Below are 14121 nucleotides of genomic sequence, written 5' to 3'. Positions count from 1 at the left end.
ATGGCAAAGAAACATAGACCACCGAAAGGCCCCAATAGCTCTACAACGCTACACGAAAAATTTGAAGGCGCGAGGAAGAGTATAAATTCTGTCAAAGAGATTAATGAAAATGATAATCCAGATACTGCATTACCTATCATGGAAACAGCTCAACTCGCCACTCTGGAAAAATCTGATTCAGCCATTCAGGCTGAGGCTGAGAAAATTTTGAAAGAAATCTCGGGACTATCAGCGAAAATTCTTGAGATACATAAAAGTATCCAAAAACGCTCGGAAGATTTGACACGGAAAGAAGAGGCATTTGCAAGGTGCAATGATGAAAAAAATAAACAACGTGAAGAACTCACTAAACTGAAGGCAGAGTTGGACCAGCGTCAAACCGACCTAGATAAAACAGGATCAGCTTTGACAGATAAGGAGCGTGACCTGGAATTACGCGAGCTTGATGCACGATCCGGATTCGCAGCTCAAAACGATAAGGCCCTGCGTGAACTGAAGAATGAGATTGCCGAACTCGAATCAAAAAGGAATGAGATTCGCCGCGACATTCATCAAGCCGAGCAGCAGGCCCATGATGATGAAGCTAAAAGATTAGCCAAACTTATGGAACGCGAAGCGGAGATTGCTGCCAAGGAGCGATCCTACCAGCAAGACCAGTGTCGCTTAGACATCGAGTGGAAAGAACTGAAACGTAGGGAAACTGTAATTCGTAAAGAAGCACTCCACGAAGCCGAACTGGAACTCAAGCGCCACGATGAAGCGCGTCAGCGTACCGAAGCGCGTCTTGAGAAAGCCTACCAGGATTTGAGGGATGCTGAAGAGCAACTTGAGCAGTATCGTGAATTATCCGAATCATTGGCAGGGCGGCCAGCGCAAGAATTACTCCATGAATTAGCGGCTTGTAAGCAAAAAATTAATCAGCTCGAAAATCAGCTCACCAACAATCAGGATGATGATTTGCATGCTAAAAATGAGGAGTTGCGACAGATTTGTGATGCACAAAGATCGAAACTCGCTGATATCGAATCTGATCTGGCAGAAGCGAAGGCTGAATTGCATCGTCTGCGTCTTGGCGTCACCGATAAGCAAAACCTGGAGAAAGAAAAGCAGGCGCTTGAAAAAAACAATCGAATACTGAGTAGCCGACTGGACAATTTGGGTAAGACCGTAGACGATCTGACCCAATCCCACCAAGCGGAAAAACCATTTCCACAGATGTCATGGATGGATAGCGCATCGCGTAACGATTGGAGCAAAGATCGCCAAGCCACTGAGTTGAATCTGTCAGAGCAGGATGTTCCTAATCTAAAGCAATTTGCCATTGAATTACAACACCGGATCGCTCAGGCTGAAGATAAGACGCCGCTTTACTTTCGTCTCGAGGATATTCAATTGCTCATCGCTGGGTTAGCGATGAGTCAACTGCATATCTTTCAAGGAATCAGTGGTACCGGCAAGACCAGCCTGGCAAAAGCCTTTGCCAAGGCCGTCGGCGGGCAATGTACCGATATTGCCGTTCAGGCGGGATGGAGAGATCGTGACGACCTGCTTGGACACTATAATGCTTTCGAGAAGCGTTTTTATGAACGCGACTGCCTGCAAGGTCTTTATAAAGCAGGGACTGAATTTTACCGGGATCGATGCAATATTATTTTGCTCGATGAGATGAATCTTTCGCGCCCTGAGCAATATTTTGCTGAATTTCTCTCAGCACTTGAAAAGAATGATCCCAGAGAGCGATTGATCAGTTTGTCGGAAAGACCATTGCCCAATGCGCCAGTACGTCTTATGGAGGGGCGTAAGATTTGTATTCCAGAAAATGTCTGGTTTGTAGGTACGGCTAATCATGATGAGACTACTAATGAATTCGCTGATAAGACCTATGACCGTGCTCATGTGATGACCCTGCCCCGTCATGAAACCAGTTTTGAGATCGAGGAAAAATCCAGGGTAAGCTACACTTTCAAATCATTAATGGCGCGCTTCGACGATGCGATCACGCAGAACGAAGATGAAGTAAGAGAACTACTGGAAGATTTGACGACCGGGCCGCTCACCAATATTTTGCGGGATCGTTTTGATCTGGGCTGGGGTAATCGCTTTGAGAAACAGGCCTTGCGTTTCATCCCGGTATTTATGGCGACCGGGAGACGGAAAGAGGATGCGTTAGACTATCTTCTTGCCAGTCGGGTATTCCGCCGTGGCAAAGTTACCGGTCGATATGATGTCGACATCAAGGATCTTGAAGCGATTGAAGACGTGTTGACCAATATTTGGAAAAAATGGTCATCGGAACCACGCCGCTCACTGGAATTGCTGGCCAAGGATCGGATCCGTAAGGAACGGAATATATGAAAGTTCTGGATCGTTTCACCGGCAGACAACTGGATACACTGCCAAGTGATTTGACGCCGGGCAGGTACAGTTTACTGGATCGGTTGGTCGTTAATGGTCACGAGTTGCAAGCGGGTGGCTTGCTACTGGACGATGGATCAGGGGCTATCCGCCTTGAAAACGCAGGACATGCATTTATTGAACTATCGGACCAAGATGAGGAGAACGGCAAGCTGGTGGCTGTGGCCGCTGAGGCGATCATGACCATCGCCGGGAAAGTGGCTGATGGCAACCGGAATATTTCGCCGATGCTGCCGAGCGAAATTGCCGCCCAATGCGAACTGAAGGAATTGGAGCGATCCGTGGCAGAAGTCCTCGAAGAAGGTCATTTGCAGTTTATATCGGATCAACCTCGCATGGACCTGCGCTACGACAACTGGGTTGTTCCAGTTGCGCGTGCGCGCCGACTGGCAACATCGGCCCTCACGCATTTGGCCTCACACTCCGATTGTTGGCAGCAGCGGACCCTGAGCGGTGTCCTGCCACGGAAGATCTTGGCCCGTTTCAGTGAAGATGATTACGCCATCTACGAAAATCGGCTCTACAAGCGTTTGTTGGATAAGCTGGATCGTTATCTTTCTGGTCGGATTGAGGAAATTCAAGAGCTGAATTTACAACTGGAAGAGGCGCTTGACTTTGAGGACCCCGACAAGACTCATTTCCGGTTGCGGCGGGACATCTGCCGACTGTGGGGCGAGGCATACCAGGACGATAAGACCGGAATCCAGCTGAAAGCAGGGAAAGAGACCTTGGCCGAATTGCAAAAACAATGGCGTAGAATTCGTAGCTTGAAGCAGTATACGCAAGGTTTGTATAGTCGTGTTCCTGCTAACGCGGCGGTGCCGACCGAAATTCATCGGACTGATATTTTCAATCATGATCTTCACTACCGTCACTTGCCGCCCTTATGGGAAATGTTGCAGATCAATCAAAAAGATCAACAACTCACCCGTGAAGAGCGCCTAGCTCAGCACCAGAAATTGCAATCCTCTTATAGTGACTATATTGGGTTAGTTTTAAAGCGAGCCTTGGAGAGAGATCGGTATGAATGCAGCATCGAAGAAGGGCAACTGAGCTTTAGTGGAGCGGGTAAACAGTTTATTGTGCAACGGGACCATCTGGACTGGACGATCAGTGACACACGTGATGGTAGTCTCTATTTGCGGCTCATACCGGTAGCCTGGTTCGGCGACACCCTTGAAGATGAAGAACCCTTGGATCAAGACCGGGTTATTTGCTGGCCTGGCAATAAAGCCAGCCATACTTCATCTCAGTATCTCCGTATCTCGCCGATGGATTTGTATGTGGTCGAAAAGATGGGGAGGCTCATCGATGAATGGCTCCTCCGACCACTAGTTAAAGGCTACGGTCGTCGGCTAGGGCCTCTTCCTACGCGGGTTAAACAACTGACTGATGATTGGCCTGAGCAGTTTAACAGTGTTTCTCCTACCCATGTACAACTGATGAAACCCCTTGATGATGAACAGGTTTCACAATTAACGAACTTATTAGGAGAGTTTGCCAGTCCCCAGGTTGCTGAAATGATCGATTCTGCTATTCGGCAAATTGGTGCTCTTTCTCGCCTGTGTGGCCATGAGGCGCGATTCAGTCCTAACCCACCGGAAGATTTCTACTGCCAATGCCCGAATTGCCAAACAACGTGGGGTCTTAGAACTACTGCTGAGGGGAAGTTTTTTTCCATGCGTCCAAGTAACGCCACGGCTACTCCAGCCGACAGGGGGTTCGCATGGGCAGGTCGGGATTGGCTCGATATTAAAATAGACACAGGAACCCCCCATGGCTGGGTAGGCGTAAGGATTCCTTCGTAAATGAGTAACAGGGTGACTGAATGATTTGTGCAAAAATGGGCAATAGTGGCTTTAACATCAACAAGCAGCTAATTTTAAAAATAAATTTATGATAAATGGAGCGCTTCGCGCCCGGATGATTAGAACACCGCCTAAGAAAACCATCCTTTTACCTTTACGATAATTGACTAAGAAAACGGTCGGGATGCGTAGGCGAAAATCGTACAAAAAAACGCTAAAACAGGTTTTATTAGCCTGATGCCAGGCTTGTTACTCATTTACGAAGGAATCCTTACGCCTACCCTTGCTGACAGCGGCCAAAGCAGGGCGGCATGGGATTCGTGATTACCTGCGGGTACTGACGATGTTTCGCCACGGTCTCCGGGTCAGCGAAGCCGTTGGTCTCCGTCGCAATGACGCCGATCTCGACCACGCCCGGCTATGGGTACGGCGCCTCAAAAACGGCTTGGCCGTGGAACATCCGATCGCCGGCGATGAACTGCGGGCCATCAAACGCTATCTCACCCTGCGCAGCGATGCCTTGCCCTGGTTGTGGGTGTCAGAACGAGGCCATGGGTCGAGGGCATGAGCTTTACCATTCAGCGACTTTAGCCGCGCGCCACCGGTTCATCCAGGGTCCTCCGGCGGGGGACTGATTCCGGCCGAAAGCCTCGGCGGCTTTGACCCATGTCGGGCGAATCCAGCCGATCCGGCGGTCGGTCAGACTCTCGCCGTAGGCCGCCGGAAGTGACCGCGCCGCCAGTGCGGGCGCACGGCGCGAGTCGATTCCGCGTGGGGCGTTGCCGACTCCACCGGAATATCGGTCACCACCCGCGGGCCAATGAAGGGGTTCTGGAGCGACGAGTTACCCGCCTATTCCAAATCCAGGGGTGGATCTTAATGGCGATAAGCAAACCATTGGACCCACTAGTGGGTCACTTGCCTTGACCACGGCCATTGATCAGAATTAATAATAATCTTATCAATATATTAAATCGAAAACCGAGGGAAATAATGGCGATCAGCAAGGCACTTGACCCACTAGTCGTTTTCTTGTGGAGGGATGCTGGATTCAGGACGCTTCTGGCGCGGGCCGCAACAGGGCGTCGAGTTCATCCACCGGCTCGGCCCAGTCCGAATCCTCCTCGATGGCCTGTTTCAGGAATTCCGCTTGAGCGGGGGTCCACCAGGAGGCCTGCTGGAGTGGAGTGTTCGGATCGAACGGCCGATGCCCATGGATGAAATTCTGGATGGCGAGGGCGTCGGACGGCAGCCCTAATTGATCGAACAGGGTGCTCAGATTGTGTGGCGTGGTCTCCATGCGATGCTCCGGTCGGGTTTATGGTGAGGGAATCGCTGATATAGGTTCGTCTTCAGCAGGGGAGTTCCAACGCCCGGGTTTTGAAGGTGACCTTGAGCTTTCCAGGGGTTGCGGCTCAGAGGGCCTGCGGGCGCCGCGCCAGCCAGCGGGCGACGGACCCCGGAGGTCGGCGGGGATCGTGCGTTCACTTCACGGGCGGCTTCTGGGGTCCGCGCGGATGCCTGCGGTACTGGCGCAATCGGGTCGTGTTCCTGACGGGGATACGGATCTCCATAAAATGCTTACAAAGCATTGAGTGGATTTTTCCCTCCGGTCAATTTTCCGGTAATCCGAACGATGGATCGGACCCGTGCAATGCCCACTCATCCGCAGGCTCCATGGAGTGGATCCCGTCGGCGCTTTAGCCTCCGCCGTGAACCCTCACCCTCGTAACATGTCATCATGTATTTACGAACGAAAGGGGGCGGCGCAGGGGGTGGGGACGGGATTCATGATAATAGGCCAAATCATGATTGAAAGTGGATTTAATGATTCATTTAGCGTCACCTCCTGCACGGAGAAAAAATCGATATTCTCGAAAGAGGGCGCCGAACTTAACCCGCACGGGGATGGTCAGAACAATGCATTTGCATTACGCTCCAAGCGATTAACTGTTGATCCCTCGAGACCGCCATGCCCCCCCTCCTTGACGTTGAATCCACCCTCACCGATCGGTATCAGACCACGGTGCCGGCGAGTGTGCGACGCGCCCTTAAGCTGGGCAAACGCGATAAGATCCATTACGCGATCCTTCCCAACGGCGCCGTCCTAATGACGCGCGCGGCGGCGGCCCCGGGCGAAGATCCCGCCTTGCGGCCCTTCCTCGATCTTCTGGCGCGTGACATCGCTGGTCATCCGGAACGGCTGGCGGCGCTGGACCGAGCCTGGTTACACCGTCTGCGTGCGCTGGTCGGGGACGTGGCGGTCGATCTGGAGGCGCCGCTATCGGCCGATGACGAATGAGCGGCGCATCGCCGGCACCGCTGGTCGTCAACGGCTGGACCCTCTTTGCCCATCCGCTGTTCCTCGATCAGGTGGAAAGGCTGATCCAGCAGGTCGAGGGCCTTCAACAGAAGGACCCGGTGGGTTATCTCAAGAAAAATGCCAGCAAACGGCTGGCGGCAATCACGCGCTTGGTCTTCGAGGTCGTCCCTCAAGACCCGACACGTCGCGAGTACCGGCAAGGTCATACGCTGGGTGAAGCTCATACCCATTGGTTTCGCGTCAAGTTCTTTCAACAGTATCGCCTGTTTTTCCGCTATCACGCCCCGAGCCGCGTCATCGTTTTCGCTTGGGTCAATGATGAGAAGACCCGACGCGCTTACGAACAAGAGGATGACGCTTATCGGGTTTTTAGCAACATGTTGGCCAGCGGCCATCCGCCCGATGACTGGGCGGCTTTGTTAGCGGAGGCGCACGCCGCCGCGTCGCGCTGGGCCATGCTCGCGACGCGCCCGCGCCCCGGACCTTGAATACGGGGTTCGGGGATGCCCGCAGTGTTCTGGAATACTCTTTCACCAAGACCCTCCGGCTGGTTTCCGCTAGCACCCGTGATCATGTCCAGTACTTTCGCACGGAACTGCAAATCAAAAAGGATAAACCACTGGTTTCCTATTTGTTTGCGGATGCCAACGGCCACGTATTCAGTGCGCCGAATCCCGGGCGCGACGGCAGCGAGCCACTGATCCCGGGAGAACCCAAGGCGCGTGAGCATGTCGGGACGTGGACTATGGCAGGCAGTGAGCGAATCGAAACGCCAGCGCTGAAACACGTCGATGCAGTCCGGATTGAGAACTTCGACTGTGACGACCCACAAATTACTGCCGAGCGGCGCATGGAATGGCGCGGCCGTTATTATACCCGCAATGTTGGGCTGCTAGTGGAAGCCGAGGGCTTGGGGGGAGAATGTGTGCTGACGCAATATGACGTTCGCACACGCTGAACTTGAACCTGACCAGAAATCATCCGGTTATTTGGGGCGTCTCTATGACCCGCATTGAATTTTATTCCAGCCGCTTCCTGCCCTACCTCCCGGAATCCTGCCAGGTCAACCCCGGCGCGTATGGCTTCGAGTTAGCGTTATGGCTCTCCAATGCGCTGATGCAGACGGGCATCGTGACCAGCTACCCGTTGGGAGAGGATTGGGGCTGGTTCATCGAATATGCGGAAGGGGACGCCGAATTCATGATCGGCTGTGGCTGCGCGGCCAGCGAAGGCGAGGGTTACCTGGATCAGCCCCTGCGGTGGTCGGTGTTCGTCCGGCCAGTGTTGTCCCTCAAGCAACGCTGGCGCGGCCAAACGGCACCGGCCATGGCGGCGAAACTGACCCGTGCCTTAGTCGCGGTCCTCGAAGGGGAAGGGATCACCGTCCGGGTGGAGGAAACGCCTTAACTCTTAGCCCGGATTATTCATAAAAATGGGCAACTTTCATTAGCTGGTAGAGGAGCCGGTCACCCGGACTCCCCCCCATTTAGAACCCATCATGCCCAATTCAGGCAATAGGCTCAGGATAAAACCATTCACGTCGCTTTGTACGGTCAATCCCGTCGATGCCCTTGGCCTTCGTCCTATTCAGCCCATGGAAGCACGCCGCCAGTCTGTGCGGAAAGCGACGCTATCCTCTTCAGTTTCGTATCCGTCATAGCGCAGGTCTCGGTTGGACCCATGACGTTTCCCCTCCAAGGTCGATTCCACCCAGGGGCCTTCCCTCCACGGGCGTTACTCCGCTTCATCGGTACTATGCCCCATCTGACTTCCTGCCCGTCGTCCCAATGTCCAGCCCTTTTAAGGTGGCAACGTAGAATCAATGACTTACAACGAAATTTAGCCTAAAATTGTGTAAAACAGCAAAAATAACCTCAAAAATATCAGTTAGTTGCAAGAGTACCTTAAAAGGGCTGGTCCCAATGTCCTCGCTGTTACCCTTGTTCATCGGTACTCCCACTCCCGGAAGAACGGTCAGGATCTCCCACGTTCACCGGTTCCCTGTTGCGCCATGCCGTGCTCTCAGACCCCGGAGAGGCCGCCTGTCCTCTGCCCTTCCCGCGGACGGCGGTGTGGTCTTCTGATAAGTTAACTGTAGCCGCTTGCAATCATCGGCGGGTTTGCGCGCAATCATCGGCTTTTTCCTGCTCAAATTAACTGATTCTATCGGGGAGGCCGTGCTCACATTCTCTGCAACTGTGCTTGCAATCATCGCCCGGTGCTTGCAATCATCGGTTCCTCTGCTCACATTCCCTGCAACGGAGCAGGCAAGAAAACGGTGGTTTTCTTAACCACTGCCGGTATGTCCACCAGACCGCTGAAAATCTCGGTTTTCTGGGCAATCAACCCGGTAAAAAATTCAAAGTCAGCTTTGATGACCGCCACACGAGTTTCTTAACCGGTTAGCACAAATGCCATCCATCTCAAGCGGTTGGCTATCCCATCCTCGGTTGCAATTAATGTGAGCAGACCACCGGATGATTGCAAGCAAGGCTTCATGATTGCGCGCATCGTTGCAAACAATGTGAGCAGCGATGGCCGGATAGAATCAGTTAATGTGAGCAGAAAACCGGCGATGATTGCGCGCAAACCCGCCGATGATTGCGAGCAGCTACAGTTAACGTCATCGACCCTCCCGCAAGTATCATTAACGGGGCTCCATCACTTCAGCCTTGCGGCTTACGGCCTACCGCATCCCTGTCTACGCTTAACCCCTGTCGTTACCGGCAGTCGGCTCAAGACTCGGTACGAGATGGGCTGGGTCGGCCCTTTCTCGGTGGCACTTTCAGCCACTAGCGAACCGGCGCCTCGTGGCGCACTAGCAGGTTGAGTTACCTGCCTAGGCTTATGCCGACTTTCCGTCCATTTGCTACTCAGACCCCTTTCTACAGCTACGAAATCAGAAACCTGATTTTCGGCAGCTACCGGGTTTTGTTCTGCGTGAAAGAGCAAGAACAGACGGTTCAAATTCTTCACGTCACGCACGGGGCGCGAGAGCGGACACCGCTCTAACAGGGTTTCATCCATTTTGTCCCATGTCGGAGTTTTTCGGTCCTCAGAAAATCAATGACTTGTCGGAAATGTTGCAGCGCAACATCGGACAAAAGGAAACAGTCGGTCTATCGAAGCTGCGTTTGCTCCGCGCCCATCACCTTGCACGTTGGGTGCTGAAAAATCCCTTGAACTTTATCGTTAAAACGGTGCAAACCCCTCTAGTGGGCTGCCGCAAAAGTTTTGACAGGTTCGGAAGCCTCTTCTGGCCCGACCAGATTTTCGGTGGGTTCCAAGGACGGATAGATGCGCTTGAGTTTGACCCGGGCCACGTCGGTACCAAACTGCCAGTGGATTTTGGTCTGGAGTTGGTTGCGCGGGCCTTGCCACGCGGCGATTTCCTCCCGCAAGGTTTCAATGTTTGGAATGCGACGATCCAAACACTGGCCGGCGAGAACGGCCAACTCACATTCGGCCATATTGAGCCAACTGCCATGCTTGGGGGTGTAGTGAAATTCGAGCTTGCGGGTGATTCGGCGAGCTTCCTCCGGGGGAAAGACCCCGTACAGGGCCGCGGGGGTATGGGTGTTGAGATTATCCATGACCAGCCGGATGCGTTCGGCCGCTGGAAAGTAGACATCGACCAGTAACCGCATTGGTTGGGCAAAGTCCTGTTTAGTCCGTTTTTGAGTGACGTTGACCTGACGCCAACCCTGCAAGGGCTGGACGAACAGAAACAAATTTGCCGTGCCTTCCCGTTTATATTCAGAGTCATAGCGCGCCGGCTGACCGGGATGAGCAGGCAGCGGATGACGGGTTTCGCTGGTCAACTGCACGGGGCTTTCGTCAAAACACACTGGGGGATACCGGGGATCGTCGGGTTCGGCGTACAAGTCCAGGACCTCCTCCATAGGCCAGACGTAGTCGGGACTGACACTGGGAATACACCATTCTTGGCGTTGCCACGGTTTGAAGTCGTTTTTTTCAGCACGCGACCGACGGTATCCGGGGAAATCATGTCAATTTGGCGCAGTTCCACCAAGCGATCGGCCAGCAGTTTCAAGGTCCACCGATGGCGGCCCGCCGGTGGGGTACTACAGGCTAAGGCGATCAGAAAGGCCGCCTGTTTACCCGTCAAGGCCGGCGGTGAACCCGACCGAGACGGCTCACTTAACGCTGCCGTCAGTCCGTCATCCACAAAGCGCTGGCGGGGGCGATGCACCGTCGACCGTCCCAGGCGGAGCGTTTCGGCAATCTCCTCATCGGTGGCACCCTCGGCGGCACGCAGCAAAACATGGGCGCGCGCGACCCGGCGCGCGGTCGTTTTGCCTTTGCGGATGACGTCGAGCAGGTATCCCCGCTCCTCTTCGGTGAGGTCAACCAAGTATTTGTGGGCCATGGGGTTTCCTCCTGTTGACCCCACCATAGGGTCCCCATCGCTACCTGTCAAAACTTTTGCGGCAGCCCACTAGTGAAACCAATCAGTAGGCCAACGTGCTACCGATCGACGTGAAGCGCTGCTGACGCTTTCAACCCAAATGTCGCGAGAGACGCAAGGCTAGACCCGCAAGGGTGCGGACGGGATTCGCAGCCGTGCTGATTGGCATGACGGACATGTCGCAAACATAGAGACCGGTGGCGCCTCGGACCTTGAGGTCTTCATCCACAACCGACTCGTGGTTAAAGCTGGCGTTGCGATTGGGCTTCCAGGGCATCCGCAAGGTGCCGCAGGCATGATGTACAGTACCCCAACCGAAAGGCCATTGCTTGCCGTTACCACCGCCATACTCACCGGTAATCCAGTCCACATCGTTGAATTCCGCAAACACGCGATTTCGGGTTTCATTGAGTAAATTGAAAAACTCCTGGTGGCTCTTTTGCCAGCCTGCGAGTGCCGGGAAACGTGACTGCAACAGATCATCAAGCACAGAAAAGCGCTTGAAGCGTACATAGGGCCTGTAACCGTCGTTGGGTTGCGAGAAAATGCCGTTGAAATCGTCCAAGCAATTGGCGAAGCTGAATTTAATATCCACGCGGGTCTTGCTGGGATTGTCATCGACTGGTTCCGCGGAGGGGTCGTTGTTACGTAGGTGCCAATATTCGTGGTTGACGTTCATCTCGATATTGAAGGGAAAGATCACATGGCCGCTAGCGTCACGCTTGCCGCGTGAGTAAAAGATGATCTTGGCGTGATCCCGGCGACTAAGAGGGATACGTGGACTATTTCCCAACGACGAGACATAAGCCTGTGACTCTCCGGTAACGGGGTGATCCGTCAACCCAAAGCCTACAAGCCCCTTTACATGATCGGGTAGACTTTGGTAAATCGCGGAACGATTGATCAGCTTCGGACTCTCCGTAGAGCCAGCGGCAATCACAACCTTGGGGGTGTAAAAGCTGACTTGTTCCCCTGTGACTGTGTTCGTGGTACTGACTTCATACCATCCATGAGGAACGTCAGTAATGGCCTCAACGAAGCTATTGAGTTTGATGAAGAGACCTTTGCCGTTTTGATCTACGCCAGGCGTTAAGCCTACCTGGTTGATGAGCAGTTCGGCGGCATTAAATACGCCCGTCGGCTCCACAAAGAACTGATCCCGCGGTATGCCATCGCGATTGAGATAGGGTTGGTGCAAAGCGCGAGGTGTCTCTTGTATATCAAAATCACCGTTCAGAGGGCTACTGCGGAAATGCTCCACCAACTCCTTCGCCTTTTCACCGAGCGAGATGGACTCGTTCATCCGGTCGGCCGCCAAGTCGAAGTAATCCGAAGATAAAGCTGAGCGCACGTTATCCGGGAAAAAATCCAGTTCCCAGTCCTGAGCTTGTGGGATTAGGCCAGACCAAAAGATCGAACGCCCGCCAAGAGCGAATTGTGGCTGGCCGCCAATGAATTGATCAGGGGTCGATGATTGCTTGAAATTGTCAACGCCGAAATGATTGGCCACGGCAAAGTTTGGTATGCGGCTGATGTTGTAGACGTGTGTCGGATAAATGAACGAACCAGCGTCCAGCACCAGAATGCGATGGCTCTGGCCCAGTCGGTCAGCTAAGTCATCGGCTAATATACCGCCGCCCATACCGGAACCGATAATGATGTAGTCAAAGTCTCTGTTGGCGCCGTCGTAGTCTCTAATTAAACGGGTATGGGCCTGGGGTTTCTCTGCAACCAAATTTGGGTAATTGTTCTGAAATGACATCTCTGTTCTCCTGAGTTTAGGTGAATCGTAGTATAGCCGTTAGAATAAACACTCGATCGGGCTGTGGAGCGGCCTAACGGGGCGGCGGATAAGCCGCGCAAGGCGAGAAAGCCGCAGGCTTTTTCGCCTGAAGTCGGCTTGATCCGCGAGGTTGTGCGGCGCTTCGCGCCAAGCAACCTCGCGGATTGTAATCCGCCGCCCCGTTGTCGCGGGCGCGAAGCGTCCGCGACAATCAGTGATTATATGGTTCCGCATAACTCCACGTGGTGGAGTTATGCGGCAAAACGCGACCCGCCGAAAAATTCCGACGGATCGCGTGGCTGGTGGTGCGCCGGTGCGGCGAGCGGGCCGGGTTGCCCTTGCCCGCCTATCCACACATGCTGCGCCATGCCTGCGGCTACGCCCTGGCCGACCAAGGCGCGGACACCCGGCTGATTCAGGACTACCTCGGCCACCGCAACATCCAGCACACCGTCCGCTACACCGCCGCCAACCCGGCGCGGTTCGAGAAGCTGTGGCGGTAGACCGCCACCCCCGACTTTTGGCCCCGATGGATGGCCCGTCCGACCGGCTGAAATCACGGGCGCGGCTCGACGTGCCACAAGTCTTGATTTTTGGCACTCCAAAGCAAATTAGACAGATCATGCCGGACTGTTCGGTCGATCCGTTTCGGCATGGCGCTAAATAGGGCGTCAGCCGGCCCGCCGTGGCAGGGCGGAAACCCTCAAAGGATATGATGGGATTCGGCTGGGCGGCCGAGCAGGGTCTACGCTACAGCGTGAGACAGCTAAAAAAGAGCGAACGGGCATGGCGCAATTCACCCTTGCAGGAGCTGCCCGAGCAGCCCGTGTGGGCAGGGCCACCATCCAACGAGCTTTGAAATCAGGCCGCTTGTCAGCAACTACTAACGAGCCGGGCGAGCGGATGATCGACCTGACCGAGCTGCTCAGGGTGTTCGGACCCGGGGTTTAGGGCGCAGCGGAACATAAAACCGGGTTAAGGTGCCTTGCCACCGTGCAGGAGATGCGATATTTGGAGTATCGGCATTATTTTTATTCATAAAAACATGAATCTAGCCGTACAGCATCATTGCGTAAACCTATTGCCAATCGAATTGATTTTGCAATATGTTTTTGCAACGCAAAAACCCACAATAACACATCACCCCGTAGCGATTGCACAAACGACCGTTTGCGCAACTGATTCAACGGCGAAAAGTGCCACAGCTTAGTTGCACGATGGATTCCCAGCAAACGGGGCGCACTACGTCAACGCCGCCGGGGATGCAGGGCAATCGCATTAAAATTTGATCAAAAATCGATACTATTGTTTTAATTATAAGCAAACCTAATCGAGAAAGTCAGTAACCTCGGCTAAAACCAGG

At 53.8% G+C, this 14121-nt stretch carries 12 protein-coding genes and 1 pseudogene; 8 read left to right on the top strand and 5 right to left on the bottom strand.

What is annotated here, in order from left to right:
• The 3 genes from BN873_RS18300 (at position 1) to BN873_RS18290 (ending at position 4791) form a co-directional block, all read left to right on the top strand.
• On the top strand, positions 1-2355 hold the full coding sequence (locus BN873_RS18300) for an AAA family ATPase (RefSeq protein ID WP_171820526.1): 2355 nt from the start codon (positions 1-3) through the stop codon (positions 2353-2355).
• Positions 2352-4223, top strand: coding sequence for a DUF2357 domain-containing protein (locus BN873_RS18295; protein ID WP_048677087.1), 1872 nt, complete (start codon positions 2352-2354; stop codon positions 4221-4223). The genes BN873_RS18300 and BN873_RS18295 overlap by 4 nt, the downstream gene beginning before the upstream one ends.
• Before the next feature lie 283 nt (positions 4224-4506).
• The gene (locus BN873_RS18290; RefSeq protein WP_053085460.1) at positions 4507-4791 is read left to right on the top strand and encodes a tyrosine-type recombinase/integrase; all 285 of its coding nucleotides are present in this window, start codon (positions 4507-4509) and stop codon (positions 4789-4791) included.
• 131 nt (positions 4792-4922) lie between these two features.
• Here the strand turns inward: BN873_RS18290 and BN873_RS21490 are convergent, their stop codons facing one another.
• Positions 4923-5030 (bottom strand): AcrVA2 family anti-CRISPR protein, encoded by a 108-nt coding sequence (locus tag BN873_RS21490; RefSeq protein ID WP_477021197.1) that lies wholly within the window; start codon positions 5028-5030, stop codon positions 4923-4925.
• Between the two features lie 244 nt (positions 5031-5274).
• Entirely contained in the window at positions 5275-5523 is a 249-nt protein-coding gene (locus BN873_RS18285; RefSeq protein ID WP_048677084.1) for a DUF2789 domain-containing protein, read from the bottom strand.
• Between the two features lie 672 nt (positions 5524-6195).
• Here BN873_RS18285 and BN873_RS18280 point away from each other — a divergent pair.
• Genes BN873_RS18280 through BN873_RS18990 form a run of 4 tightly spaced genes read left to right on the top strand, consistent with a single transcriptional unit; the run spans position 6196 to position 7953 of the window.
• Positions 6196-6525: a type II toxin-antitoxin system PrlF family antitoxin gene (locus tag BN873_RS18280; RefSeq protein ID WP_048677082.1), complete on the top strand. Its 330-nt coding sequence runs from the start codon at positions 6196-6198 to the stop codon at positions 6523-6525.
• On the top strand, positions 6522-7034 hold the full coding sequence (locus tag BN873_RS18275) for a type II toxin-antitoxin system YhaV family toxin (protein ID WP_048677079.1): 513 nt from the start codon (positions 6522-6524) through the stop codon (positions 7032-7034). The genes BN873_RS18280 and BN873_RS18275 overlap by 4 nt, the downstream gene beginning before the upstream one ends.
• Complete coding sequence (locus BN873_RS18270; RefSeq protein ID WP_048677077.1) at positions 7031-7504, top strand: hypothetical protein; 474 nt, start codon at positions 7031-7033, stop codon at positions 7502-7504. Before BN873_RS18275 ends, BN873_RS18270 begins: the two co-directional genes overlap by 4 nt.
• Positions 7505-7548: 44 nt before the next feature.
• On the top strand, positions 7549-7953 hold the full coding sequence (locus tag BN873_RS18990; protein ID WP_053085459.1) for a hypothetical protein: 405 nt from the start codon (positions 7549-7551) through the stop codon (positions 7951-7953).
• Between the two features lie 837 nt (positions 7954-8790).
• Here BN873_RS18990 and BN873_RS20625 read toward each other — a convergent pair.
• The 3 genes from BN873_RS20625 to BN873_RS18250 form a co-directional block, all read right to left on the bottom strand.
• On the bottom strand, positions 8791-8931 hold the full coding sequence (locus tag BN873_RS20625; protein WP_171820525.1) for a hypothetical protein: 141 nt from the start codon (positions 8929-8931) through the stop codon (positions 8791-8793).
• Positions 8932-9758: 827 nt separating this feature from the next.
• A protein-coding gene (locus BN873_RS19805) for an IS630 family transposase (protein WP_420883365.1) occupies positions 9759-10936 on the bottom strand; the annotation gives its coding sequence in 2 pieces (ribosomal slippage) (positions 9759-10513 and positions 10513-10936; 1179 coding nt in all).
• A gap of 130 nt (positions 10937-11066) precedes the next feature.
• Positions 11067-12737: a GMC family oxidoreductase gene (locus BN873_RS18250; protein WP_048677073.1), complete on the bottom strand. Its 1671-nt coding sequence runs from the start codon at positions 12735-12737 to the stop codon at positions 11067-11069.
• A 287-nt stretch (positions 12738-13024) separates the two neighbouring features.
• On the opposite strand from BN873_RS18250, the pseudogene BN873_RS20245 reads away from it, so the two are divergent.
• A pseudogene (locus tag BN873_RS20245) lies at positions 13025-13261 on the top strand (tyrosine-type recombinase/integrase); the annotation flags it as partial.
• Positions 13262-14121 lie beyond the last annotated feature (860 nt).

The sequence above is a fragment of the Candidatus Competibacter denitrificans Run_A_D11 genome, assembly GCF_001051235.1.
Classification (GTDB): Bacteria; Pseudomonadota; Gammaproteobacteria; order Competibacterales; family Competibacteraceae; genus Competibacter_A; species Competibacter_A denitrificans.
This window is presented reverse-complemented; position numbering and strand designations above follow the sequence as displayed.